We start from the raw sequence: 25,556 nt of genomic DNA, 5'->3' as shown, positions 1-25,556 counted from the left end.
CGCGAAGAGGCCAGCCGCTCCAATAAAAGCCTTCAGCCCTTCTTCTGGGCAAACAGCGCATCGAGGCTCTGCTCGAAGGCGTGGTAACCAATGGCATCGTAGAGCTCCATGCGGGTCTGCATGGTGTCGATCACGTTCTTCTGCGTGCCGTCGCGGCGCAGCGCGGTGTACACGTTCTCGGCCGCCTTGTTCATGGCGCGGAACGCCGACAGCGGGTACAGCACCAGCGACACGTCGACCGAGGCCAGCTCTTCGGTGGTGTACAGCGGCGTGGCGCCGAATTCGGTGATGTTGGCCAGGATCGGTGCCCTCACCCGGTCGGCGAAGGTCTTGTACATCTGCAGTTCGGTGATGGCTTCCGGGAAGATCATGTCGGCGCCGGCCTCGACGCAGGCGGCGGCGCGGTCCAGGGCGGCGTTCAGGCCCTCGACGGCCAGGGCATCGGTACGCGCCATGATCACGAAGCTGTCATCGGTACGGGCATCGACTGCGGCCTTGATGCGGTCGACCATTTCCTGCTGGCTGACGATTTCCTTGTTCGGGCGGTGGCCGCAGCGCTTGGCGCCGACCTGGTCCTCGATATGGATGGCGGCAGCGCCGAACTTGCTCATCGAGCGCACGGTACGGGCAACGTTGAAGGCAGAGGCGCCGAAGCCGGTGTCGACATCCACCAGCAGCGGCAGGTCGCACACGTCGGTGATGCGGCGCACGTCGGTGAGTACATCGTCCAGGCCGCTGATGCCCAGGTCCGGCAGGCCCAGCGAACCGGCGGCGACGCCGCCACCGGACAGGTAGATGGCCTTGAAGCCGGCGCGCTTGGCCAGCAGGGCATGGTTGGCGTTGATGGCGCCAACCACCTGCAGCGGATGTTCAGCGGCAACGGCGTCGCGGAAACGCTGACCGGGGGTGCTCTTCACAGTCATTTCTCACCTCGTGGGCTGTTGTTGTGGGCGTCCAGGTAGTGACGCTCGATATTGCGCTTGGACGCGCCGATGTGGCGGCGCATCAGGAGTTCGGCCAGCTCGCCGTCACGGTCGGCGATGGCATCGAGAATGCGGTGGTGTTCGGCAAAGGCCTGGCGTGGCCGGTTGGGCGTGGCGGAAAACTGGATGCGGTACATGCGCACCAGCTGGTACAGCTCGCCGCAGAGCATCTTGACCAGGGTCTGGTTACCGCTGCCCTGGATGATCCGGTAATGGAAATCGTAGTCGCCTTCCTGCTGGTAATAGCCCAGGCCGGCCTGGAACGCGGCATCGCGCTCGTGGGTGTCGAGCACCCGGCGCAGTTCGTCGATGTCGGCCTGGCTCATGCGTTCGGCGGCCAGGCGGCAGGCCATGCCTTCCAGCGATTCGCGAATTTCGTACAGCTCGATCAGTTCGGCGTGGTTGAGCGACACCACCCGCGCCCCCACATGCGGCACGCGCACCAGCAGGCGCTGGCCTTCGAGGCGGTGAATGGCCTCGCGCAGCGGCCCGCGGCTGATGCCGTAGGTACGCGCCAGCTCCGGCTCGGAAATCTTGCTGCCGGGGGCGATATCGCCCTTGACGATGGCCGCCTGGATGCGCCGGAAGACGTTTTCGGACAAGGTTTCCGTTTCGTCTGCCAGCATCGGGCTGGGGGTGGATAGGTCCTGCATATTGTCGACACCTTGCAAATCTCTTTGCCAGAAATTAGCTAATTAGACCGCGGCAGTCAAAGACAAAATGAATATTGTCGACAATCGTCTAAGAACGAACTAATGCCAGCCCGGTGCTGTCAGAACGCGCACCGCTGGCGTCAAGGCGCCGGCGTGATAGAATGCCGCGCCTCCGATGGAGTATGGATAGCCTGTCTGTCATCCATTCATGCTGTTGACAGATGAACGAGGAAGCTTGCGCAGTCGCTGCCAGTCGCCTTGCCCTGAACACGGCTCTGAACATGGCTTTGAAAACAGCCCCGAACCTTGCACTGCACCGCGCCAGGAATATGAGACTTACACCCGCATTATTGCTGCTCTGCCTCACCCTGCTGCCGGCCCTTGGCCAGGCCGCAGGCAAGACCGTGTACGGTCTCAACGAATATGCACGCCTGGGCGACCTGGACCTGGAAGTGGCCGCCAAGCTCGACACCGGCGCCAAGACCGCGTCGCTCAGCGCCCGCGACATCAAGCGTTTCAAGCGCAACGGCGAAAGCTGGGTGCGCTTCTACCTGGCCATCGACGCCGCCCATTCGCACCCCATCGAACGCCCGCTGGCACGCGTAAGCAAGATCAAGCGCCGGGCCGGCGACTATGATGCTGAATCGGGCAAGGCCTACACCGCGCGCCCGGTCATCGAACTTGAAATCTGCATGGGCCAGGCCATGCGCACCATCGAAGTCAACCTCACCGACCGCAGCGCCTTCCAGTTCCCGCTGCTGATCGGCTCCGAGGCGCTCAAGCACTTCGACGCGCTGGTCGACCCAAGCCTTAAATACGCGGCCGGCAAACCTGCCTGTGCCACCGACGCTCCCAAAGCAGAGTAATCCCGATGCGCTCTCTTACCCTCCATCTGAAAGTCCTGATCACCGTGCTGGTGCTGTTGGGCGTGGCGGTCACGGCTTATCAGATCTTCGTACTCGGCATCCCGGTAACCGAGGATGAAACCGACGACCTGTGGAACATCGACGCCAAGGTCGAGTTCGTGGCCAGCACCAAGGACCCGGTCAAGGTGCAGATGTTCGTGCCACCGCTGAACCGCGACTACGTCAGCCTCAACGAGAGCTTCATCTCCAACAACTACGGGGTGAGCGTCAACCGTGCCGACGGCAACCGCAAGGTCACCTGGTCGGCCCGCCGCGCCAGCGGCAACCAGACCCTCTACTACCGCCTGGTGCTGACCAAGCGCTACAGCAACGAGAAGACCACGGTCAAAGGCCCGACCTTCCGTGACAGCCTGGCAGTGGAAGGCCCCGAGAAGATCGCCGCCGAGGCCCTGATGGCGCCGATCCGCCAGCACTCGGCCGACGTCGAGACCTTCGTCAGCGAGACCATCAAGCGGGTCAACAACCTCAACGACGATAACGTCAAGCTGCTGCTGGCCGGCGACACCACGGCCATGAAGAAGGCCCAGGTCATCGACCTGCTGCTGTCGATCGCCCACGTACCGATGGAGAAGGTGCACACCATCCGCCTGGTGGCCGACACCCCGCAAACCCCGGAACTGTGGCTGCGCAGCTTCAACGGCACCGACTGGCTGTACTTCAACCCGGACACCGGCGAGCAGGGCCTGCCAAGCGATCGCCTGCTGTGGTGGACCGGTGACGACAACCTGATCACTGTCGATGGCGGCAAGAAGGCCAACGTTACCTTCAGCATGAACAACAGCGAGATGAACGCCATCCGCCTGGCCAAGCTGACCGACGAAAATACCGACGCCGACTTCCTCGAATATTCGCTGTACGGCCTGCCGCTGCAGACCCAGCAAACCTTCATGATCATGGTGATGATCCCGATCGGTGTGCTGGTGATCCTGGTGCTGCGCAACCTGGTCGGCCTGCAGACCCTGGGTACCTTCACCCCGGTACTGATCGCCCTGGCCTTCCGCGAGACCCAGCTTGGCTTCGGTATAGTGCTGTTCACGGTAATCACCGCCCTGGGCCTGTCGCTGCGCTCGTACCTGGAACACCTGAAGTTGCAGATGCTGCCACGCCTGTCGGTGGTACTGACCTTCGTCGTGGTACTGATTGCCGCCATCAGCCTGTTCAGCCACAAGCTGGGCCTGGAGCGCGGGCTGTCGGTAGCGCTGTTCCCGATGGTGATCCTGACCATGACCATCGAGCGCCTGTCCATCACCTGGGAAGAGCGTGGCGGCGGCCATGCCATGAAAGTGGCCATCGGCACCCTGTTCGCCGCTTCCCTGGCGCACCTGTTGATGATGGTGCCGGAGCTGGTGTACTTCGTGTTCACCTTCCCGGCCGTGCTGCTGATCCTGGTGGGCTTCATGCTGGCGATGGGTCGCTACCGCGGCTACCGCCTGACCGAGCTCGTACGCTTCAAGGCATTCCTGAAGAAGGCTGACGCCTGATGTTTGGCCTGATCAAGACGTGGAAAGCCCTGGAGGCCCGGGGCATCATGGGTATCAACCGGCGCAACGCGGACTACGTGTTGAAGTACAACAAGCGCCACCTGTACCCGATCGTCGACGACAAGATCATCACCAAGGAGCGCGCCCTGGCGGCCGGCATCCATGTGCCGGAAATGTACGGCATCATCGAGACCGAGAAAGAGATCGAGAAGCTCCACCAGATCATTGGTGGGCGCAGCGATTTCGTCATCAAGCCGGCGCAGGGCGCCGGTGGTGACGGCATCCTGGTGATCGCCGACCGCTTCGAGGACCGCTACCGCACGGTGTCCGGCAAGATCATCAGCCACGAGGAAATCGAGCACCAGATCTCGAGCATCCTCACCGGCCTGTACTCGCTGGGCGGGCACCGCGACCGTGCGCTGATTGAGTACCGGGTCACCCCCGACCAGATCTTCAAGAGCATCAGCTACGAAGGTGTGCCGGACATCCGCATCATCGTGCTGATGGGCTACCCGGTGATGGCCATGCTGCGCCTGCCGACCCGCCAGTCCGGCGGCAAGGCCAACCTGCACCAGGGCGCCATCGGCGTGGGTGTCGACCTGGCCACCGGCGTGACCTTGCGCGGCACCTGGCTGAACAACATCATCAGCAAGCACCCGGACACCACCAACGCGGTGGATGGCGTGCAACTGCCGAACTGGGACGGCTTCATGAAGCTGGCCGCCGGCTGCTACGAGCTGTGCGGCCTGGGCTACATCGGTGTCGACATGGTGCTGGACCAGGACAAGGGGCCGCTGATTCTCGAGCTCAACGCCCGCCCGGGCCTGAACATCCAGATCGCCAACGACTGCGGCCTGACCCAGCGCACCCACGCCATCGAGGCGCACCTGGAAGCACTGGCCAAGGATGGCATCAGCGAAGATGCCGAACAGCGTGTGCGGGTATCGCAAGGCTTGTTCGGGCACGTGCACCCGCGCTGAAATCGCCGGGGCTGCTGCGCAGCCCATCGCGACACAAGGCCGCTCCTACAGGATCACGCGATCTCCTGTAGGAGCGGCCTTGTGTCACGACAGGGCCGCAAGGGCGAAACCCAGTGCTTGAATGTCGCCACAAAGCTAGGCGCATTTCCTGCACAGGTCTACAATCGCCCTCCTCGCTTTTACATCGCCGTCCACACTGATGCCGACCTGTACGCTCCACCCCCTGCCCTACCAGCCCGACCCTGCCGCCTATTTCGCCCGCCTGCGCCAGGCCCCCGGTGCGATCCTGCTGGACAGCGCCCGCCCCGGCGCCGAACGCGGGCGCTTCGACCTGCTCAGCGCCTGGCCGCTGCAACACCTGCAGGCGCAGCCCGACGAAGGTGGCCGCACCTTCCTCCAGCGCCTTCGCGCCGGCCTGGCACGACTGGGCCATGCGCAGCTGCCCCCAGGCAGCGAGCTGCCGTTCGCTGGCGGCCTGATCGGCTACCTGAGCTATGACTTCGGCCGCCGCCTGGAGCACCTGCCCAGCCTGGCCGTGGACGACCTTGGCCTGCCGGACGCGCAATTGGGGCTGTATGCCTGGGCGCTGGCGACCGACCACCAGTGCGCGACCAGCCAACTGGTGTTCCACCCGAGCCTGCCCGGCAGCGAACGGGAACGGCTGATCGCCCTGTTCGAAGGTGTCGACAACGCGGAAAGCGGCAGCTTCCAGCTACTCGCGCCGATGGCCGGCGACCTGCAGCCCGAGCAGTACAAGGCCGCCTTTGACCAGGTGCAGCGCTACATCCAGGCCGGCGACTGCTACCAGATCAACCTTACCCAGCGCTTCCGCGCGCCCTGCCAGGGCGACCCGTGGCACGCTTACCAGGCCCTGCGCAAAGCCTGCCCCACCCCCTTCTCCGGCTACCAGCAACTGGCCGACGGCAGCGCCCTGCTGAGCTTTTCGCCCGAGCGCTTCATCCGCGTCAGCCAGCGCCAGGTGGAAACCCGGCCGATCAAGGGCACCCGCCCGCGCGCCAGCAACCCGGCAGAAGACATGCGCAATGCCGAGGAGTTGCTGCACAGCCCCAAGGATCGCTCGGAAAACCTGATGATCGTCGACCTGCTGCGCAACGACCTGGGGCGTACCTGCGAGATCGGCTCGGTGAAGGTGCCCGAGCTGTTCAGCCTGGAGAGCTACCCCAACGTGCACCACCTGGTCAGCAGCATCACCGGCCAGCTGGCCAGCGATAAAGACGCCCTGGACCTGATCGGCGACAGCTTCCCGGGCGGCTCGATCACCGGCGCGCCGAAGATCCGCGCCATGCAGATCATCGACGAACTGGAGCCGGCACGCCGGGCGCTGTACTGCGGCTCACTGCTCTACGTGGATGTGCGCGGCGAAATGGACAGCTCGATTGCCATTCGCAGCCTGCTGGTCAAGGGTGGACAGGTCAGCTGCTGGGGCGGCGGCGCGGTGGTGGCCGACTCCGAGTGGCAGGCCGAAAATGAAGAGTCGATTGCCAAGGTGCGGGTGTTGATGGAGACCTTGCAAGGCTTGTGATCGGCGGCGCCTGCTTCGCGGGCTCGCCCGCTCCCACAACTGGCAGATGTGCGCTGTACCTGTGGGAGCGGGCGAGCCCGCGAAGCAGGCGCCACCGACTCCAAGCCCGCCTACCCCGCCATTTTTTGTTACCATCACCTCACTACGAGCGCACAGCGCCACAGCCACGATGGAAACCGCCTGATGAGCCAACCCTTCGACGTCGCCGCACTGGCCGCGACCTATGCCAACAAGTCCCCGCAGGACATCCTCAAGCTTGCCTTCGAGCACTTCGGTGATGACCTGTGGATCTCCTTCAGCGGCGCCGAGGATGTGGTGCTGGTGGACATGGCCTGGAAGCTGAACAAGCAGGTCAAGGTGTTCAGCCTCGACACCGGCCGCCTGCACCCGGAGACCTACCGGTTCATCGACCAGGTCCGCGAGCAGTACAACCTGCCGATCGAAATCCTCAGCCCCGACCGCGCCAAGCTCGACCCGTTCGTCAAGGAAAAGGGCCTGTTCAGCTTCTACAAGGACGGCCACGGCGAGTGCTGCGGTATCCGCAAGATCGAGCCGCTGCGTCGCAAGCTGGCCACCGTGAGCGCCTGGGCCACCGGCCAGCGCCGCGACCAGAGCCCGGGCACCCGCAGCCAGGTGGCGGCAGTGGAAATCGACAGCGCCTTCTCCACCCCCGAGCGCACCCTGTACAAGTTCAACCCACTGGCACAGATGACCAGCGAGGAAGTGTGGGGTTATATCCGCATGCTGGAGCTGCCGTACAACAGCCTGCACGAGCGCGGCTTCATCAGCATCGGCTGCGAGCCCTGCACCCGCCCGGTGCTGCCAAACCAGCATGAGCGCGAAGGGCGTTGGTGGTGGGAAGAGTCGACGCAGAAGGAATGCGGGTTGCACGCGGGCAACCTGATCAGCAAGGCATAACACAGCTGGGGCCGCTTCGCGCCCCAATCGCCGGCAAGCCAGCTCCCACAGGAACATCACAAGCCTTCAGGCAACGGTAATCCTGTGGGAGCTGGCTTGCCGGCGATTGGGCCGCAAAGCGGCCCCCTGCAATTCCAGATCAGTGCACCGGCAGCTCGACGCCTTCGAACAGGTCTTCCAGCTCCTGCTTGTTGTGGCACTGAATGGCCTTGGCCATCACTTCACGGGTCAGGTGCGGGGCGAACTTCTCGATGAAGTCGCACATGAAACCACGCAGGAAGGTGCCGCGGCGGAAGCCGATCTTGGTGATGCTGGCTTCGAACAGTTCGCTGGCATCCAAGGCCACCAGGTCGCTGTCGAGCTTGGTGTCCACCGCCATCTTGGCGACGATCCCCACGCCCAGCCCCAGGCGCACATAGGTCTTGATCACGTCGGCGTCAGCGGCGGTAAACACCACTTTCGGCGTAAGGCCGCGGTGGTTGAACGCTTCGTCCAGCTTCGAACGGCCGGTGAAACCGAACACGTAGGTAACGATCGGGTATTCGGCGACCGCTTCCAGAGTAAGCTTCGGCAGCTTGGTCAACGGATGGCCCTGCGGCACCACCACGCAGCGGTTCCACTTGTAGCACGGCATCATGATCAGGTCGCCGAACAGCTCCAGCGCCTCGGTGGCGATGGCGAAGTCCACTGTACCGTCCGCGGCCATTTCGGCAATCTGCATGGGCGAACCCTGGTGCATGTGCAAGGACACTTCCGGGTACTGCTTGATGAAGTTGCTGATCACCGGCGGCAAGGCATAACGCGCCTGGGTGTGGGTGGTGGCGATGGACAGCGTGCCCTTCTTCTCGTTGGAGAATTCCTGGGCAATCTGCTTGATGCTTTCGACCTTGCGCAGGATTTCGCCAGCGGTATTGATGATGCGCTCACCGGCCGGGGTAACGCGGGTCAGGTGCTTGCCGCTGCGGGCAAAGACTTCAACACCCAGCTCATCCTCGAGCAGGCGGATCTGCTTGCTGATACCTGGCTGGGAGGTATACAGGCTCTGCGCCGTCGCGGAGACGTTGAGGTCATGGTGCGCCACTTCCCAGATGTAGCGCAGTTGTTGAAGCTTCATAGGTTCCCCTCGGTTCAGCGATGAGTCCGCGGCAGCAGGCAGCGACGATATATAACTATATTAGTGGTTCTGGAAATAAATCTAGAACTATTTTGTTACATACCCCCGGAAATGGCCTACGGCCATCTTCATGCTTTCCTACGCCCCAAATGCTGCGCCAGCGGCACCATGTACACCGGTACCGGCGACAGCTGCAGCAGCCGTACCGCCGTGCGCCCCAATGGCACATCCACGCCGGCGCCAGCACTGTGGCTACCGAAAATCAGCAGGTCGACGCTCAGCCGCTGCGCCTGGTCGAGGATCACCTGCGCCGGGTCGCCCTGGCGTACTCGCACCGCCTTGATCACCGCCAGGTCGGCCTCCTCGCCCAGTTCGTCGCGAAAGTTTTCCAGCACACGCTGCTCGATATTGGCCATCACCGTGTTCACCCCCTGGCTGTGCAGCTGGTCGAGCGTCTGCTCATCGAGGTAGCTTTGCAGGAGAGATTCAGCGAACTGGCCCATGGGCTCTACCGCATGGATCACATACAACTCGGCGCCGAATGTGCGCGCCAGCGCCAGCGCGTGTTGCATGACAAAAGGGGCGTAGACACCGAGGTCGGTGGCGTACAGCATGGAGTGGATCATTCGACCTCCTTGACTGCCGCTGCGGCAGAGCAAGCTTCAGCTTAGCAGCGCGCCGGACGCACGCTTTGCCGTCCGGCGCGCTGCTGGTGCGGGCTGGAGGGCCCCGGCGGGGCCAGAGCCACCCTCAGCGGGGCTGTTCGCCCCGGTCGATGAACGCCAGCGCCTGGTACAGCATCTCCATGCACGGCAAGCGGCAGCCTGCCGCACGCGCCTGTGCCAACGGCTCGGCATAGATGGCCTGCAGCTCCAGCGGGCGCTTGTGGACATGGTCGTGGTACATGCTGGGCCAGTAGTCGGGCATGCGCTCGGTCACCTGGAACAGGTGCTCGGCATACCCCTCGGGCAACACATGGCCACACGCCGCCGCACCCTGCACCACCTCGGCCATCAAGGCCTGGATCAGGGCGCGGCCATGGCTGTCGGCCATCAGCGGCGTGGTGCTGGCGCCGAGCAGCACCGACAGGCCGTTGTAGGGCACGTTCCACACCAGCTTCTGCCAGCGTGCCTGGGCCAGGTCGGGCATGGCCTGCGAGTCGATGCCCGCAGCCCGGAACAGCTCCGCGCCCTCATTGACCAGCGCGGCACCACCATCGTTGGCCGGCCCGCTGTGGTAGCCGAGGTTGACCGCGCCCAGGGCCTGGTGGCGGATCACGCCGGGCGCCTGGCGGTTGACGCAGATAAAACACAGGCCGCCGAGCAGGTGCATGTCGCTACGCAAGGCCGGGCGCAACTGCTCCTCCACGCCCAGGCCGTTCTGCAACAGCACCACCTTGGCGCCCGGTGCGGCCGCCTGCACGATCAGCGGCGCCAACTGGTCATTGCTGGTGGCCTTGGCCCCCACCAGCAGCCAGTCGCAGGGCGGCATGTCGGCGGCACTGGCATAGGCCTGCACCTCTATCTGCAAGTTGCCATGCACGGCACTGTCCAGGGTCAACCCCTGCTCGCGGACAACCTCGTACTCGCTGCGCAACAGGAAATGCACATCGAAGCCGGCCCGGGCCAGCATCAACCCATAGAAGCCGCCGATGGCGCCACTGCCGATGATGCCGATACGTGGTGTGTGCGGATGCATGCCGATCTCCAGGTAAAAGTCAGCCCTCTTTTTACACAGGTTGCGCAGCGCTGGGCAGCCCATGCACGGCAAACACCTGCCATCTCGGAAAAACCCCACACGGACGGGGCCCAGCCCATTGTCGCGCCACCTGTAACGCGCTAAGGTTCGGCTCCCCGCTGCGATTATTCTTGCTGCTGGGCCGCACGGGGATAGTTGGCGGCCGGCACCCGTGACCTGACGAGTAACACGATGGCTGATTTACCGATCGATGACTTGAACGTTGCCTCCAACGAGACCCTGATCACCCCCGATCAGCTCAAGAAGGAAATCCCCCTCAGCGCCAAGGCCCTGCAGACCGTGACTGCCGGCCGTGAAGTGGTGCGCAATATTCTCGACGGCAAGGACCATCGCCTGTTCGTCGTGGTCGGCCCTTGCTCGATCCACGACATCAAGGCCGCCCACGAGTACGCCGAGCGCCTGAAAGTACTGGCCGAGGAAGTGTCCGACACGCTGTACCTGGTCATGCGCGTGTATTTCGAAAAACCGCGCACCACCGTCGGCTGGAAAGGCCTGATCAACGACCCGTACCTGGATGACTCGTTCAAGATCCAGGATGGCCTGCACATCGGCCGCAAGCTGCTGCTGGACCTGGCCGAAATGGGCCTGCCGACCGCCACCGAAGCGCTCGACCCGATTTCTCCGCAGTACCTGCAGGACCTGATCAGCTGGTCGGCCATCGGCGCCCGCACCACCGAATCGCAGACCCACCGCGAGATGGCTTCGGGCCTGTCCTCGGCAGTCGGCTTCAAGAACGGCACCGACGGCGGCCTGACCGTTGCCATCAACGCCCTGCAGTCGGTGTCCAAGCCGCACCGCTTCCTCGGCATCAACCAGGAAGGCGGCGTGTCGATCGTCACCACCAAGGGCAACCCGTACGGCCACGTGGTACTGCGCGGCGGCAACGGCAAGCCGAACTACGATTCGGTCAGCGTCGCCCTCTGCGAGCAGGACCTGGCCAAGGCCAAGATCAAGGCCAACATCATGGTCGATTGCAGCCACGCCAACTCCAACAAGGACCCGGCCCTGCAACCGCTGGTGATGGAGAACGTCGCCAACCAGATCCTCGAAGGCAACCAGTCGATCATCGGCCTGATGGTCGAGAGCCACCTGAACTGGGGCTGCCAGTCGATTCCGAAGAACCTGGACGAACTGCAGTACGGCGTGTCGATCACCGATGCCTGCATCGACTGGTCGGCTACCGAGAAGACCCTGCGCAGCATGCGCGCCAAGCTTAAGGATGTGCTGCCGCAGCGTAAGCGCGGCTGATGCAATAAAAGGCGGGGCCGCTTCGCGCCCCATCGCCGGCAAGCCGGCTCCCACACGTACGGCGAAACGCTTTAAATGTGGGAGCTGGCTTGCCGGCGATGGGGCGCGAAGCGGCCCCGCTTTTTTTTACAGAATCAGACCTTGCTCGAATGCCGCTGCTGGCGCTCCATGTAGCGCTCCACGTACGAGCAGGACGGAATCACCGTGTAGCCCATCTGTTCAGCGTACTCCAGGGCCCGTTCGGTCAGGGCGGCAGCAATCCCGCGGCCACGCAGGGCGTTGGGTACGAAGGTGCGATAGATGTCCAGCGTCTGCTTGCCCAGGTCCATGTACGTCAGATAGGCACGATGACCGTCCACGTTGGTCTCGAACTGATGACCGGCCTGGTCATGGTGGATGGTCAGCGCTTCGCTCATCACTACTCCTCGCAGGTCTTCTCGGCAGACCCATACCTTAACCGATGGTGGTTTATCCGGCACAGAATCCTCTACGCCACCTGTTGCCCCCTTCGACCACTGGACGATTGCAATCGTTCGGATCCTCTGGCACTCACAAGATAGTAGGCGCCGCAGGCGGGATTGCTCAAGGTGGTGGCGGTTAAAAAATGGCGAAAATGCAGCCAGATGCCATTCTTGGCAACGCGCCAGGCAGCCACCGGATGTACTAGGGCTTAAGACGCCGAAGGACAGTTAAAGTCACCCTTAGTTCAACAAAAAAGTTCCTGTACTACAGTCGCTTGCGAACCCTGTACGTTTTTTTCACAGGCGTGTCGCAAATCTTGTCGGAAAGGCGTCAAGCAACATTTTTTTTGCAGTTCTTGCGCTTAGTCAGTTTACTTACTACAAGTAATGGGTACTATGTACGCCGGCCAGTTTCTCTTTTCCGAGAGATGGCTATTTAATAGAAAGTCCTTGAAGGGGAACACGATGAACAACGTTCTGAAATTCTCTGCTCTGGCTCTGGCCGCAGTTCTGGCTACCGGTTGCAGCAGCGTATCCAAAGAAACCGAAGCTCGTCTGACTGCGACTGAAGACGCAGCAGCTCGCGCTCAAGCTCGTGCAGACGAAGCCTACCGTAAGGCTGACGACGCACTGGCAGCCGCTCAGAAGGCTCAGCAGACCGCTGACGAAGCCAACGAGCGCGCTCTGCGTATGCTGGACAAAGCCAGCCGCAAGTAATAATCCTCACGGATTGTTATGGAGCCGACCCACTTGTGGGTCGGCTTTTTTATTGCCTGCGCACAAGGCAAACGCACCACGCAGAAACGAAAAGGCCTGCACTAAGGCAGGCCCGGGTGTGTCGCAATTACCTTACTGCAGTTCGGGCGGAATGCTCGAAACCATCGGTGCGCCACCCTGGTTTTCGGTCGGCACGGCAATTTCCACCGGCATGCCATCTTCCGCGGCTACCACGTCACGGACCATGTCCCAGTTCATGCGTAGGTTATTGGCCAGGTCTTCACGCTTGAGCAAGGCGTTGATAACAGCAGTGTGTTTATCGACCACCGACGGATTACCCTGGTCGTCCAGCGGCGTGTGCGCCTCCAGATAGACCTTGCCGCCACTGATACCAAACTTGTAGGGCTCGTTGATGATGCGCACCGGCGTACCCACCGGCACCATCTTCGACAGTTCCAGCACGTTGTTGTTGAGCATGCGGAAGCAACCGTGGCTGGTACGCATGCCAATGCCGAACTTCTTGTTCGAACCATGGATCAGGTAGCCCGGCACGCCGAGGGTGAACTTGAACGGCCCCAGCGGGTTGTCCGGGCCGGCCGGCACCACGCTCGGCAGGATGTCGCCGTCAGCCGCGTGCTCGGCACGGATCGACGCTGGCGGGGTCCAGGTCGGGTTCGGCGTCTTGGCGGTGATCTTGGTATTGGCGATCGGCGAACCCCAGCCTTCACGGCCAATGCCCAGCGGGAAGGTATGCACCACGTTCTGCCCTTTCGGGAAGTAGTACATGCGGTATTCGGCCAGGTTGATGACGATGCCCTCGCGCGGGCCCGGCGGCAGGATGTAGCGGGTCGGCAAGATGATCTCGGTACCGGCACCTGGCAGCCATGGGTCCACGCCCGGGTTGGCGGCGATCATTTCCAGGTAGCCGAGGTCGTTGGCAGTGCCGATATCGGCGAACGTGTCCTCGTACTTTGCCTTGATCACATGCACCTGGCCGATGATGTCTTCACCGGGTGGTGGCAGTGGCAGCTCCAGCGCAGCAGCGGGGCCTGCTACCAGCAGGGCGGCCAGGGACAGGCTACGGGTGACGGCAGGAAAGCGCGGCAACATCCGGTAAATCCTTCGAAAGGTGGGTCAAGAGAATCGATTGTACACCTGCGCCGATGCAAGCGGGAGGCATTGGCGCCATGCAAGCGTTCCAGATGATGAAAGGCGCGTGTTCAGGCGCCCTGCAGCTCCGGCCACACCGGGCGCATGCCGCGCCGCTGGGCATCGAGGATGGCGCGGCACAGGTCGCACAGGCGGCCGTCGCGGTAGATCGAGCGCGCCACCCCCGACCAGCGCGGTTGCGCCGGCAGCAGGCCACCGCACAGCGTGCGGTCGGCCGGTACGCCCAGCTCGAGCTGGCGGGCCACGAGGTGGACGCGGATTTCCTGGCAGGCGAACAGGTCGAGCTGCTCATCAGGCTCGATCAGTTGGTAGGCATACAGGGACCAGGCAGGGCGCGGCATCGGTGGCACTCGAAACGGGGGGCGCAACATTAGCCGAAAGCCGGCGCCGTTTAAAGCTTCACAGCAAGGGTTTTATCGCCGGCCAGGCATTTTCCAGCAGGCGCTGCTGGGCAGCCTGGGCCGGGTGAATGCCATCCGCCTGCATCAACTCAGGCACGCCCCCTACCCCCTCGAGGAAAAACGGCACCAGCGGCACCTGTTTTTCTGCTGCCAGCTGTTCATACACCTGGGCGAAGGCGGTGGTGTAGCGCACGCCATAATTGGGTGGCAGGCGCATGCCCAGCAGCACCACCTTGGCACCGACCTTGCGCGAACTTTCAATCATTGAGGCAAGATTTTGTTGCAATTGCGCTGGCGACTGCCCGCGCAGGCCATCGTTGCCACCCAGCTCCAGCACCACCAGGCTCGGCTTGTGCGCTGCAAGCAGCGCCGGCAGCCGCGCCTGGCCACCTGCACTGGTGTCGCCGCTGATCGATGCATTGACCACTTTGTCGTCGAAACCTTCGTCCCGCAGGCGGGTCTGCAACAGGGAGACCCAGCCCTGGCGGGTATCCAGGCCAAAACCGGCGCTGATACTATCGCCGACAACCAGCAGTGTTCCCGCCGCCGCGCTCTGGGCCAGGCAATACAGGGCCAGACCGGCACTCAACCACCACACTCGCATCGGATTCTCCATGGGCCCCAGCATTCTCGTTGCGCAGAACCTTAGCAAAGTGGTCCCCAGCGCGGAAGGTGACCTGACCATCCTGCACGCGCTGTCCCTCGACCTGGCCCAGGGCGACAGCCTGGCCATCGTCGGCGCCTCGGGCTCGGGCAAGTCGACCCTGCTCGGCCTGCTCGCCGGCCTCGACCAGCCCAGCGCCGGCAAGGTCATCCTCGCTGGCCACGACCTGGGGCCGCTGGATGAAGACCAGCGCGCGCGGGTGCGCGCCGAACATGTGGGCTTCGTGTTCCAGTCGTTCCAGCTGCTCGACAGCCTCAACGCCCTGGAAAACGTGATGCTGCCGCTGGAGCTGGATGGCCGCCGCGACGCCCGCGAACACGCGCGCACCCTGCTCGAACGGGTCGGCCTGGGCAAGCGCCTGAGCCACACCCCGCGCCAGCTTTCGGGCGGCGAACAGCAACGGGTGGCCATTGCCCGTGCCTTCGCCGCGCAACCTGCGGTGCTGTTCGCCGACGAACCCACCGGCAACCTCGACAGCCACACCGGCGAGCGCATCAGCGACCTGTTGTTCGAACTGAACAAGGAACGCGGCACCACCCTGGTGCTGGTTACCCATGACGAACGCCTGGCCCGGCGCTGCCGCCGCCAGATCCGCCTGGATGCGGGCCGCCTGGTGGCCCCGGTGGAGGCCTGATGAACCACATGCCGCTGTCCCGCCTGTGCGGCCTGGCCCTGCGCCAGTTGCTGCGCGACATTCGCGCCAGCGAAGTGCGCGTGCTGTTCTTCGCCCTGCTGGTAGCGGTCGCGGCCAGCACTGCCATCGGCTATTTCGGTGCCCGCCTCAACGGCGCCATGCAACTGCGCGCCAGCGAGTTCCTCGGTGCCGACCTGGTACTGCAGGGCAGTGCCCCGGCCCGCGACCAGCAGACAGAAGCCGGCAAGGCGCTTGGCTTGCGCCACGCCCAGGTGGTCGAGTTCACCAGCGTGGTCGGCGGCGACAACGGTATCCAGCTGTCCAGCGTCAAGGCTGCCGATGGTGCCTACCCGTTGCGCGGGCAAGTGCGCAGTGCCGCGGAGCCCTATGCCGCAGAAACCCCGGGCGGCGGCCCGGCACCTGGCGAAGCATGGGTCGAGCCACGCCTGTTGGCGGCACTGGGGCTGAAGGTTGGCGACAGCATCGACGTGGGCATGAAGACGCTGCGCATGAGCCGCGTACTGACCTACGAACCGGACCGCGCCAACAACTTCTACAGCCTTACCCCACGGGTAATGATGAACCTGGCCGACCTGCAGGCCACCGGCGTGATCCAACCGGGCAGCCGGGTCACCTACCGCGACCTGTGGCGCGGCGATGCCGAAGCGTTGGCCCAGTACCGCGGGGCGTTGAAAAAGGACCTGGCCGCCAACCAGCGCCTGCGCGACACCCGCGATGGCAACCAGCAGGTCGGCGGCGCCTTGGGCAAGGCCGAGCGCTACCTGAACATGGCCAGCCTGGTGGCGGTGCTGCTGGCAGGCGTCGCCGTGGCCCTGTCGGCCAGCCGCTATGCCTTACGCCGCCTGGACGCCAGCGCCCTGCTGCGCTGCCTGGGCCTTTCGCGCCGCCAGGCACTGGTCCTGTACTGCCTGCAATTGGCCATGCTCGGCCTGGTCGCCGCGCTGGCCGGCGCCCTGCTCGGCTGGCTGGCCCAACTGGGCCTGTTCCGCCTGCTGCATGGCCTGCTGCCAAGCGTGGTGCCTGCAGGCGGCATCGTCCCGGCCCTGGCCGGCATCGCTACCGGGCTGGTGGCCCTGGCCGGCTTCGCCCTGCCGCCAATTGCCGCGCTGGGCCAGGTGCCGCCGCTGCGCGTGCTACGCCGCGACCTGCTGCCGATACCGCCCAGCAGCTGGCTGGTGTACGGCGCGGCCCTGTTCGCCCTGGGCCTGATCATGTGGCGCCTGAGCCTCGACCTGCTGCTCACCTTTGCCCTGCTCGGTGGCGGCCTGGTCGCCGCGCTGCTGCTCGGTGGCCTGCTGCTGCTCGGTTTGCGCAGCCTGCGCCAATTGCTGGCCGGGGCACCACTGACCTGGCGCCTGGGGCTGGGCCAACTGCTGCGCCACCCCATGGCCGCTGCCGGCCAGGCCCTGGCCTTCGGCCTGATCCTGCTGGCCATGGCCCTGGTCGCGCTGCTGCGCGCGGAACTGCTCGACACCTGGCAAGCGCAGCTGCCCAAGGATGCACCCAACCATTTCGCCCTGAACATCCTGCCGGATGACCGTGAGCCCTTCGCCCAACACCTGCAGCAGGTCAATGCCACCTCGGCACCGCTGTACCCGGTGACACCCGGCCGCCTGGTGCGCATCAACGAGCAACCGGTGCAGCAGGTGGTCAGCAAGGATTCGGCAGGCGAGCGCGCCGTGCAGCGCGACCTCAGCCTGACCTGGGCAGCCGAACTGCCCGAAGGCAATGCACTGACGGGCGGCAACTGGTGGCAGGCGTTGCCCGCCGAAGATGAAATCCCCGGTGTGTCGGTGGAGGCGGAACTGGCCAGCAGCCTGAAGCTGCAACTGGGCGACCTGCTGACCTTCGACATCGGCGGCCAGCAGCGCCAGGCCCGGGTCAGCAGCCTGCGCAGCGTGCACTGGGACAGCTTCCAGCCGAACTTCTACATGATCTTCCAGCCCGGCACGTTGCAGGGGCTGCCGACCACCTACCTGACCAGCTTCTATCTGGCACCGGGCCATGACCTGGATGTGGTGGCGCTGTCACGGGCATTTCCGGCAGTGACCATCCTGCAGGTGGACGCCTTGCTCGATCAGCTGCGCAGCATTCTCGCCCAGGTGACCCTGGCGGTGGAGTATGTGTTGCTGTTCGTGCTGGCAGCCGGGTTGGCGGTGCTGTTCGCTGGCTTGCAGGCGACGCTGGACGAGCGCATCCGCCAGGGCGCCTTGCTGCGTGCGCTGGGCGCGGCGCGACCATTGCTGGTCAAGGCGCGGCGGATCGAGTTCGGCTTGCTGGGTGCGGCCAGCGGCTTGCTGGCGGCGGTCGGGTGCGAGCTGATTACCCTGGTGCTGTACCGCTATGCCTTTGACCTGCAATGGAGCCCGCATGTGTGGTTGCTGCTGTTGCCGCTGGCAGGGGCGCTGCTGGTAGGTGGTGCGGGGGTGCTGGGGACGCGGCGGGCGTTGAATGCCAGCCCGTTGGCGGTCTTACGCGAGAGTTGATGACAGCCTGCACCGGCCTCTTCGCGGGCTTGCCCGCTCCCACAGGTCCGACACAGGTTTCAAGTACTGTGGTGAACCTGTGGGAGCGGGCAAGCCCGCGAAGAGGCCGGCACAGGCAACATCACATCACTGCCCGTAGCGGATGCTGTTCACATACCAGGTCGCTTCACCGGTAGGTGTGTGCACCACCACCTCATCACCCTCCTCCTTCTTCAGCAAGGCACGAGCCATGGGTGAGTCGATCGAGATGTAGTCATTGCGCCCATAGATCTCGTCATACCCGACAATGCGAAACTTCATGGTCTCGCCCTCGTCGTTCTCGATCTCCACCCAGGCACCGAAAAACACCTTGCCCTCCTGCTGCGGCGAGTAGGCCACCACCTTCACATCTTCAAGACGCTTGCGCAGGTAACGCACCCGGCGGTCGATCTCGCGCAGCAGCTTCTTGTTGTACTGGTAGTCGGCATTCTCGCTGCGGTCGCCCAGCGATGCCGCCCAGGTAACCTTCTGGGTAATCTCCGGGCGGTATACCCGCCACAGGTGGTCCAGTTCTTTCTTCAGCGCCTCATGGCCTTCCGTGGTGATGATGTTGGTACTCAACAGCGCGCTCCTCAGCGGCGGGTAATCAGGCCTTGGCGCGCGATACGGGTGAGGTGGCCGATGATTTCGGCGGCCTCGTCCGGTGCCGGGGCCTGGATCACGGCCAGGTCGAAACGGTCATTGCCATACTGTGCGAGGTGGCAGCCGGTATCGGCGAACTGGATCAGAAATGCACGCGCCTGGCCCTTGCGCCGGGACAGGCCTTCAAGGTGACGTAAAAGAGTGGGTTGATGCTGGCCGCCGAGCAGGATGCGCGGTGTGCGGGACGCCTGGCTGGCAGGCAAGGGGCTCAAACAGACACTGGTACGTGGGCAACTCATGGAGCTTCTCTCCGCCTCGCGAATCCCGCTGGGCAGCGGCGGGAGGCGTCACCGAACCAGCGCTTTAGCGGTATTTCGGATGACCCAGAGAGGGGCTTTCCTGCGCCCCGCAAGTAGCTGTTTAAATCGGCGCAGACGGTATGCTAGAGCTACAAGCGGCAAGATACAAGCCTCAAGCCGAAAGTGATCGGCCTGAGGCTTGTATCTTGGCATTTGCGGTGTATCAGCGGGCGATCAGGCGGTCCAGCGAGAAGCGGCCAGCGCCTTCGATCAGTACCGCGACGGTGCCAGCCAGCAGGGCCAGGCCGAACTCATAGCCGTTGTTGGACATGAACAGGCCGTTGCCGATGTGCACCGAGAGGATCGCCGCCACCAGGGTCACCGCCAGCACCAGGGCCGCCGGGCGGGCAAGCAGGCCGATCACCAGGGCCAGGCCGCCGAAGAACTCGGCACTACCGGACAACAGGGCCATCAGGTAACCCGGGGCCAGGCCGATGCTCTCCATCCACTGGCCGGTGCCTTCCAGGCCATAGCCACCGAACATGCCGAACAGTTTTTGCGCACCATGCGCAATGAAGATGATGCCGACCAGGATACGGATGACGCTCAGGCCAGCACCGGCGCGGGTGGAGAACAGAGCGTTGAGGGTAGCGTTGTTCATGTCGAAGACTCCTTGAAGCGGGGAAGTTGTGTTGGGATGGGCGCCATCATAATCGATTAGATAGATATGAAAATCGCAAAAAACCCAACATAACAATCGACAAAATCGATTTGTCAGCGCTTAGCCACACGCTCCAGCGCGGCACGCTCCCGGTTGTACGCTACAAAGTACTTGTTGACGCTATTGACGAAGTTGACTGGCCCCATGCCCACCTGCTCCATGGCGATACGTTCGGTCTGGAAGAACCACTGGTCGCCATTCAGCCCGCGCCGCCGCGCTTCGGCGCGCATGGCCTGGACGCGCTCGGGGCCCAGGTTGTAGGCCGCCAGCACGAAGGCCATGCGCTCGCGCTCGTTGATCTTGGCGCTGGCAAAGAACTTGCGCCGGATCAGCGCCAGATAACGCGCGCTGGCCTGGACATTGCCATCCACCGTGGCGGTGTTGCTCACCCCCACGCGCTGCGCCGCCGAAGGGGTGATCTGCATCAGGCCATGGGCCCCTCCGGTGCCGCGCGCGGCCGGGTTGAGCGTCGACTCCTTGAAGGCCAGCGCGGCCAGGTTGAGCCAGTCGATCTGCTGCGCCTCACCGTGTTTCTGCAGCACCGGCCGCAGCGCGGTCAGACGCTGGCGATTCTTGCTGGCCAATGGGTCGTGCACCCGGTACTGGCGGCGGTAGATGCGCTCGAACGCGGCGTCCTGGTTGTCCGGCGCGCGGTAGCCCTGCAGAAAGCGATCGACCGTGGCCTGCAACTGCGGCGCATCGGGCCTCACATACCAACGCATGGCTTGCGGCGCCCCTAGTTTTACGCGGCTGTCCAGGCGCAGGCGCGGCATCACCCGGGCCCAGCGCCGGGCGATCGGCTGCTCGACCACGGTCAGGTGATAGATGCCGGCCTGGACCATTTCCAGCACATCCTCCACCGCCAAGGTCGAGTCGACCCACTCCACCTTGATCGGCGCGCGCTTGCGCAGCGCCAGCTGCTGGTTGACCTGCTGGATCAACGGGCCGGCGGCACTGGCGCTGGTCAGGGCCACGGTACGCCCGGACAGCTGCTCGACATGGCTGAAGCTGCGCTCGCCCTTGCGCCCTACCAGCTGCAGCGGCACCTGGTCGAGCACTGGCGCGCTGCTGCTGAGCCCACGCACCACGGCGGGGTCGAGCAGTTCACCCGGCGCGGCCAGGTCACCCTCGCCACGGGCCAGGGCGCCGAGCAACTGCTCCTTGGCCCGCGGGATCAGCTTGAGCTGGATCTCCTGGCCGTCGGCGGCGCGGGCATTGAGGTAATGTTCCAGGGCACGCAGGCGATAGTATTCGATACCGACCGGCTCGCCCTTGACCTCACCGGAGCTGTTGCGGCTCTGGTTGACCAGCACCCGCAGCACCTGGCTGGTGCGAATCTGTTGCAGGTCACGGACCTTGGCCGGCGCGATGTTCTGCTGCGGTCCCGGCACGCGCGCGTGGGCAGGCCCGGTCAAGGTCAGCCCAAGCGTCAGCAGGAAAATGAGCCAGCATCGCTGCATGCGAAAACGTGTCCGTGGTCGGTGGGCGGCATCCATGGGGTTGCACCGCCAAGAGAGAAATGACGGTAAAAGACCACGGCAACAGCATGAAGTTCTTGGTTTTTTCAGAAAAACACGGTTTTTGCTATGCTGGCCGCCCCGCGGCACGAGATAGCACCATGCAACTGATCGATATCGGCGTCAACCTGACCAACAGCAGTTTCCACGACCAGCAGGCGGCAATCGTCGAGCGCGCCCTTGAGGCCGGGGTCACGCAGATGGTGCTGACGGGCACCAGCCTGGCGGTCAGCGAACAGGCGCTGGAGCTGTGCCAGCAACTGGATGCGAGCGGCGCGCACCTGTTCGCCACGGCAGGGGTACACCCTCATGATGCCAAAACCTGGGATGCCGACAGCGAGCGCCAGTTGCGCCAGTTGCTGAATGAATCACGCGTGCGCGCCGTGGGCGAATGCGGCCTGGACTTCAACCGCGACTTCTCCCCTCGCCCGCTGCAGGAAAAAGCCCTGGAGGCACAGTTGGCACTGGCTGCCGAGCTGCGTCTGCCGGTGTTCCTGCACGAACGCGACGCCAGCGAACGCCTGCTGGCGATCCTCAAGGATTACCGCGACCACCTGACCGGCGCAGTGGTGCACTGCTTTACCGGCGAGCGCGACGCGCTGTTCGCCTACCTGGACATGGACCTGCACATCGGTATTACCGGCTGGATCTGCGACGAACGCCGTGGCACCCACCTGCACCCGCTGGTGGGCAACATTGCCGAGGGGCGGCTGATGCTGGAGAGCGATGCGCCTTACCTGCTGCCGCGCAGCCTGCGGCCCAAGCCGAAGAACGGGCGCAACGAACCAGCGTTCCTGCCGGAGGTGTTGCGTGAAGTGGCCTTGCACCGGGGCGAGTCGACCGAACAGACGGCGGCGCATACCACGGCAACGGCGCGGGCGTTTTTCCAGATATCCTGAAGCTGTAATGGCCCTATCGCCGGCAAGCCAGCTCCCACAGGGGGGAGCGCATGGCTCGAGGCCGATGCAGTCGAGGTGGGAGCTGGCTTGCGGGCGATAGGGCCATTACAGGCGGCGGAATTTTCTTGATGCACATCAAGAAAGGTCCTGGCTTGCGCAGGCACAATGATGGCACCTTGCCAATATTGTTCCCGCTCAACTCAGAGAAGACCTGCCCATGGGTGCCTGGCTTAGCAATGTTTCCCTGAAGTACAAATTCTGGGCCGTCAACGCGGTGGCCTTTGTCACGACCTTGCTGCTGGTGCTCTATGCCGTGCACCTGGAGCAACGCGCCCGCGCCGAGGCCGCGCAGGCCCAGGCGGCCGCGCAGGCCCAACTGCTGGCTGCCTGGCCGGCCGGCCAGCCGCTGCCCCGCCCGGCCAACGTCATCAGCTGGTCAGCCGGGCAAACGCCCACCTTCGCGGGTGAACCCCTCGAGGCCCTGCGCAATGCCCAAGGCTGGGTCGAACTGCCCGCCGCCCGGCTCTTGGGCAACAACCCGCTACAGGGCGCGCAGGTGCTGCGCAATGGCGATCAGCAAATGGCCGTGCTGGCCCAGTCGCCCAGCCTGCGCCAGGTGTTCCTCGACCGCTTCAGCAACTACGCGGTATGCGTGCTGGTCCTGATGCTGGCCATGCTCGGCGCCTCGCAGCTGCTGATCCGCTTCCTGCTCAGCCAGCTCAACACGCTCAAGGACGTGATGCTGCACGTGGAAAAAACCGGCGACCTGTCGGCCCGCGTACCGCTGGCCTGTGGCGACGAGGTCGGCCAGATGGCCGGGGCCTTCAATGCCATGCAGGCGACCTACCACCGCGTGGTCAGTACCGTCGCCCACACCGCAGCGCAACTGGACTCCGGTGCGGCGCGCCTGGCGGCGAGCATGAGCGACGTGCGCCACGGCATGCTCGGCCAACAGAGCGAGACCGACCAGGCCGCTACCGCCATCAACGAAATGTCGGCGACGGTGCACCACATCGCCCAGCACGCCGGCGCCACCCGTGACCTGTCACAAACCGCCGACACCCTGGCCGGTAGTGGCCAGGAGGTGGTCAGCCGGGTGCAGGACTCGATTTCCGGGCTGTCCAGCGGCGTTCAGCAAACTGCCGAGATGATTCGCCAGCTGGCCGAAGACAGCCAGAAGATCAACGGCGTGGTCAGTGTGATCCACAGCATCGCCGAACAGACCAACCTGCTGGCGCTCAATGCCGCCATCGAAGCAGCGCGTGCCGGCGACCTGGGCCGCGGCTTTGCCGTGGTGGCCGATGAAGTGCGCAACCTGGCCAAGCGCGTGCAAAACTCCACCGACGAGATCACCACCATGGTCTCGGCCCTGCAGTCGGGCACCCGCGATGCAGTGGATTTCATGCAGGAAAGCTCGTACAAGGCCGACGACTGCGTCAGGCAGGCCCAGGAGGCCGGCGAAGCACTGGCCGAGATTACCGGTGCCGTGGCGCAGATGCGCGAAAGCAACACCCAGATTGCGGTGGCAGCCGAGCAGCAAAGCCAGGTGGCCGAAGAAATGAACCGCGCCGTGGTGAGTATTCGCGATGTCACCGAACAGACCGTGCAACAGACCGTGGGCTCGGCGACCACCAGCAGCGAACTGGCGACCCTGGCCGGTGAACTGAACAAGGCCATTGGCCAGCTCAAGCTATAGTCACCATAGCCAGCCTCGATTGGCCCCCGCCTGGGGGGCGCACTAAGCTTTGGGCATGACCGAGAGGAAATGCCCATGAGCAAACGCCTGCCCAACCTGCCCGCCTGGCAATGGCGCGGCTACCACCACAACCACCGCCACCCGACCAACCTGGTGCTGCACCTGATCGCCGTGCCGTTGTTCATCCTTGGCGCGTTGCTGATTCTGTCCGGCCTGTTCGGCCTGGATCTGGGCCAGATTGCCGTTGGCATCATTGCCTTGATTGCCGGCCTGGGCCTGCAGCGCCAGGGCCATCGCCTGGAAGCCGAGCAACCCGAGCCCTTCGCCAACCGCAAGGATGCCGTGCAACGCCTGCTGACCGAGCAGTTCATCACCTTTCCGCGCTTCTTGCTGAGCGGGGCCTGGTGGAAGGCCTGGCGGGAACGACACAAGCATCGGCGCTGATGCCATTGGGGCTGCTCTGCAGCCCAATCGCGACGCAAGGCCGCTCCCACAAGAACCGCGCATGTCCTGAAATTTACGCGATCCCTGTGGGAGATTGCCCAGCGCTTTGGGCTGCGCTGTCGCACAGGGAACAATGTTCGAAAGCGAGTCACAGTCCCTTGTGGGAGCGGGCATGCCCGCGAACACCGGCGGAGCCGGTGCCATACATCGCGTTGGCCGTTTCGCGGGCACGCCCGCTCCCACAGGGGCCCTGCTAAATCAATGATTTATGTGTTGTTCCATGAGAGCGGCCTTGTGTCGCCATTGGAGCGCAACGCGCTCCCGGGTTCGGTCAGGCAAACACGGTAACCGTCTGCCGACTCAAGGCCAGCAACTCGCCCTGCGCCGTCCTCAACGCAGCGGCAGCGTGCCCGTAACCATCCCGCGCATGCTCGGTTTCCACGCAATAACGGCACCAGTCCAGGGTCGACAGCTGCGCCGTGGGCTGCATGAATTCGATGGTCCAGGTCAACGTACTGCCGGCAGCCGGCTGCTTGAGAAACGGCATCAGGCTCGGTGGCCAGGCATCGACCAACGCCAGCAGGTGCGCCTCGTTGACCGGCTCTTCCTCCACCCCGCGCAAACGTACCCAGCCGCCCATCTGGCGCGACTGATTGCCACTGAACGGCAACCCACCCACTGCCCAGCGCAAGGCCACATGCTGCATGAACTCCGGAGTAACGCCTTTGATATGGGGCAACTCGGGGGCTGCGTCTTCGAGCGCTTTCATTTCCGTGGCCGGCAACGCCGGCACATCGACCACCGATGGCCGCCCCGCACCGAAATTGCCCTGCACCAGGGTCACCACCTGGCCGTCTTGAACGGCACGGCCCAGCAAGGTGCTGACTGCCTTGCCTTCACGCAGCACCTCCACGTCGAAGCGGATTGGCACATCCGCCGCGGCCGGCGCCACAAAGCTGATGGCCAGCGAACGCACGGGGCGGTCATCGGAGATTTTCTGGCGCATGGCTTCATACACCATGGCCGCCATAAGCCCGCCAAAGGCGGCGCGACCCTGGGCCCAGCTTGGCGGGACGCTCACCGCTTCGGGGTTGGCCCGCACGGCGTCAAGCAGTTGGTTGAAATTCATTGGCCGGCTCCTGCCTGCAGCGAAAAAGGTCTGTCCATCCTAGCCAGCAAACCCCTGTCGATCAGCCCGCAT

Annotated in this window: 26 protein-coding genes; 12 read left to right on the top strand and 14 right to left on the bottom strand. The window is 64.1% G+C overall.

The features are described 5' to 3' along the window. Positions 1–32 precede the first annotated feature (32 nt). Positions 33–923 (bottom strand): methylisocitrate lyase, encoded by an 891-nt coding sequence (gene prpB / locus B2790_RS04885; protein WP_286918371.1) that lies wholly within the window; start codon positions 921–923, stop codon positions 33–35. Next, positions 920–1,636, bottom strand: a complete 717-nt coding sequence (locus B2790_RS04880) for a GntR family transcriptional regulator (protein WP_085592915.1) — start codon at positions 1,634–1,636, stop codon at positions 920–922. The genes prpB and B2790_RS04880 overlap by 4 nt, the downstream gene beginning before the upstream one ends. Before the next feature lie 329 nt (positions 1,637–1,965). Here B2790_RS04880 and B2790_RS04875 point away from each other — a divergent pair, with 329 nt between their 5' ends. From B2790_RS04875 to B2790_RS04855, 5 genes are all read left to right on the top strand, one after another. Next, positions 1,966–2,502 (top strand): ATP-dependent zinc protease, encoded by a 537-nt coding sequence (locus B2790_RS04875; protein ID WP_025338438.1) that lies wholly within the window; start codon positions 1,966–1,968, stop codon positions 2,500–2,502. A gap of 5 nt (positions 2,503–2,507) precedes the next feature. Beyond that, positions 2,508–4,043, top strand: coding sequence for an inactive transglutaminase family protein (locus tag B2790_RS04870; RefSeq protein ID WP_025338437.1), 1,536 nt, complete (start codon positions 2,508–2,510; stop codon positions 4,041–4,043). Continuing rightward, positions 4,043–5,023, top strand: coding sequence for an alpha-L-glutamate ligase-like protein (locus B2790_RS04865; protein ID WP_025338436.1), 981 nt, complete (start codon positions 4,043–4,045; stop codon positions 5,021–5,023). Before B2790_RS04870 ends, B2790_RS04865 begins: the two co-directional genes overlap by 1 nt. 199 nt (positions 5,024–5,222) lie before the next feature. Then, a complete protein-coding gene (gene pabB / locus B2790_RS04860) occupies positions 5,223–6,566 on the top strand; it encodes an aminodeoxychorismate synthase component I (RefSeq protein ID WP_286918370.1) in 1,344 nt (447 codons plus the stop codon). 183 nt (positions 6,567–6,749) lie between these two features. After that, on the top strand, positions 6,750–7,484 hold the full coding sequence (locus tag B2790_RS04855; RefSeq protein WP_015269712.1) for a phosphoadenylyl-sulfate reductase: 735 nt from the start codon (positions 6,750–6,752) through the stop codon (positions 7,482–7,484). Between the two features lie 139 nt (positions 7,485–7,623). Here B2790_RS04855 and cysB read toward each other — a convergent pair whose 3' ends face one another. The 3 genes from cysB to B2790_RS04840 all read right to left on the bottom strand — a co-directional run bounded on the left by cysB (position 7,624) and on the right by B2790_RS04840 (position 10,296). Beyond that, a complete protein-coding gene (gene cysB / locus B2790_RS04850; protein ID WP_013971904.1) occupies positions 7,624–8,598 on the bottom strand; it encodes an HTH-type transcriptional regulator CysB in 975 nt (324 codons plus the stop codon). A gap of 128 nt (positions 8,599–8,726) precedes the next feature. Then, positions 8,727–9,224, bottom strand: a complete 498-nt coding sequence (locus tag B2790_RS04845; RefSeq protein WP_015269711.1) for a universal stress protein — start codon at positions 9,222–9,224, stop codon at positions 8,727–8,729. A 124-nt stretch (positions 9,225–9,348) separates the two neighbouring features. Continuing rightward, positions 9,349–10,296 carry a putative 2-dehydropantoate 2-reductase gene (locus B2790_RS04840; RefSeq protein WP_274120479.1) on the bottom strand — a complete coding sequence of 316 codons (948 nt, stop codon included), beginning with the start codon at positions 10,294–10,296 and terminating at the stop codon, positions 9,349–9,351. Positions 10,297–10,527: 231 nt separating this feature from the next. On the opposite strand from B2790_RS04840, the gene B2790_RS04835 reads away from it, so the two are divergent. After that, on the top strand, positions 10,528–11,604 hold the full coding sequence (locus B2790_RS04835) for a 3-deoxy-7-phosphoheptulonate synthase (protein ID WP_013971901.1): 1,077 nt from the start codon (positions 10,528–10,530) through the stop codon (positions 11,602–11,604). 134 nt (positions 11,605–11,738) lie between these two features. On the opposite strand, the gene B2790_RS04830 is transcribed toward B2790_RS04835, so the two are convergent. Continuing rightward, positions 11,739–12,020: a GNAT family N-acetyltransferase gene (locus B2790_RS04830; protein WP_025338432.1), complete on the bottom strand. Its 282-nt coding sequence runs from the start codon at positions 12,018–12,020 to the stop codon at positions 11,739–11,741. Positions 12,021–12,530: 510 nt separating this feature from the next. Between B2790_RS04830 and oprI the strand changes: the two genes are divergently transcribed. Beyond that, positions 12,531–12,782, top strand: a complete 252-nt coding sequence (gene oprI, locus B2790_RS04825; protein ID WP_003259780.1) for an outer membrane lipoprotei OprI — start codon at positions 12,531–12,533, stop codon at positions 12,780–12,782. Between the two features lie 132 nt (positions 12,783–12,914). On the opposite strand, the gene B2790_RS04820 is transcribed toward oprI, so the two are convergent. The 3 genes from B2790_RS04820 to B2790_RS04810 form a co-directional block, all read right to left on the bottom strand. After that, complete coding sequence (locus B2790_RS04820) at positions 12,915–13,892, bottom strand: L,D-transpeptidase family protein (RefSeq protein WP_003259779.1); 978 nt, start codon at positions 13,890–13,892, stop codon at positions 12,915–12,917. 110 nt (positions 13,893–14,002) lie between these two features. Further along, entirely contained in the window at positions 14,003–14,293 is a 291-nt protein-coding gene (locus tag B2790_RS04815; RefSeq protein ID WP_025338431.1) for a hypothetical protein, read from the bottom strand. A gap of 58 nt (positions 14,294–14,351) precedes the next feature. Further along, positions 14,352–14,957 carry an arylesterase gene (locus B2790_RS04810; RefSeq protein WP_286918369.1) on the bottom strand — a complete coding sequence of 202 codons (606 nt, stop codon included), beginning with the start codon at positions 14,955–14,957 and terminating at the stop codon, positions 14,352–14,354. A gap of 10 nt (positions 14,958–14,967) precedes the next feature. Between B2790_RS04810 and B2790_RS04805 the strand changes: the two genes are divergently transcribed. Together B2790_RS04805 and B2790_RS04800 are read left to right on the top strand one after the other, a co-directional pair. After that, complete coding sequence (locus tag B2790_RS04805; protein ID WP_016714756.1) at positions 14,968–15,651, top strand: ABC transporter ATP-binding protein; 684 nt, start codon at positions 14,968–14,970, stop codon at positions 15,649–15,651. Further along, positions 15,651–18,158, top strand: a complete 2,508-nt coding sequence (locus B2790_RS04800) for an ABC transporter permease (protein ID WP_286918368.1) — start codon at positions 15,651–15,653, stop codon at positions 18,156–18,158. The genes B2790_RS04805 and B2790_RS04800 overlap by 1 nt, the downstream gene beginning before the upstream one ends. 126 nt (positions 18,159–18,284) lie before the next feature. Here B2790_RS04800 and greB read toward each other — a convergent pair whose 3' ends face one another. From greB to B2790_RS04780, 4 genes are all read right to left on the bottom strand, one after another. Further along, on the bottom strand, positions 18,285–18,758 hold the full coding sequence (gene greB / locus B2790_RS04795; protein ID WP_286918367.1) for a transcription elongation factor GreB: 474 nt from the start codon (positions 18,756–18,758) through the stop codon (positions 18,285–18,287). A gap of 11 nt (positions 18,759–18,769) precedes the next feature. Further along, positions 18,770–19,078 carry a hypothetical protein gene (locus B2790_RS04790; RefSeq protein WP_025338428.1) on the bottom strand — a complete coding sequence of 103 codons (309 nt, stop codon included), beginning with the start codon at positions 19,076–19,078 and terminating at the stop codon, positions 18,770–18,772. Between the two features lie 223 nt (positions 19,079–19,301). Beyond that, the gene (locus B2790_RS04785; protein ID WP_286918366.1) at positions 19,302–19,739 is read right to left on the bottom strand and encodes a DoxX family protein; all 438 of its coding nucleotides are present in this window, start codon (positions 19,737–19,739) and stop codon (positions 19,302–19,304) included. A 113-nt stretch (positions 19,740–19,852) separates the two neighbouring features. Further along, entirely contained in the window at positions 19,853–21,259 is a 1,407-nt protein-coding gene (locus B2790_RS04780; protein WP_286918365.1) for a transglycosylase SLT domain-containing protein, read from the bottom strand. A gap of 158 nt (positions 21,260–21,417) precedes the next feature. On the opposite strand from B2790_RS04780, the gene B2790_RS04775 reads away from it, so the two are divergent. The 3 genes from B2790_RS04775 to B2790_RS04765 all read left to right on the top strand — a co-directional run bounded on the left by B2790_RS04775 (position 21,418) and on the right by B2790_RS04765 (position 24,355). After that, positions 21,418–22,215: a TatD family hydrolase gene (locus B2790_RS04775; RefSeq protein WP_286918364.1), complete on the top strand. Its 798-nt coding sequence runs from the start codon at positions 21,418–21,420 to the stop codon at positions 22,213–22,215. 217 nt (positions 22,216–22,432) lie between these two features. After that, complete coding sequence (locus B2790_RS04770) at positions 22,433–23,911, top strand: methyl-accepting chemotaxis protein (RefSeq protein WP_025338425.1); 1,479 nt, start codon at positions 22,433–22,435, stop codon at positions 23,909–23,911. Between the two features lie 75 nt (positions 23,912–23,986). Continuing rightward, positions 23,987–24,355, top strand: a complete 369-nt coding sequence (locus B2790_RS04765) for an Mpo1-like protein (protein WP_038409214.1) — start codon at positions 23,987–23,989, stop codon at positions 24,353–24,355. A 331-nt stretch (positions 24,356–24,686) separates the two neighbouring features. Here B2790_RS04765 and B2790_RS04760 read toward each other — a convergent pair whose 3' ends face one another. Then, positions 24,687–25,484 carry an acyl-CoA thioesterase gene (locus B2790_RS04760; protein ID WP_274078732.1) on the bottom strand — a complete coding sequence of 266 codons (798 nt, stop codon included), beginning with the start codon at positions 25,482–25,484 and terminating at the stop codon, positions 24,687–24,689. Between the last annotated feature and the right edge of the window lie 72 nt (positions 25,485–25,556).

The sequence above is a fragment of the Pseudomonas sp. UBA6753 genome, from assembly GCF_002453565.1.
GTDB classification, from domain to species: domain Bacteria; phylum Pseudomonadota; class Gammaproteobacteria; order Pseudomonadales; family Pseudomonadaceae; genus Aquipseudomonas; species Aquipseudomonas putida_Z.
The sequence above is the reverse complement of the archived record's forward strand: the minus strand, read 5'-3'. Positions and strand labels throughout refer to the sequence as shown.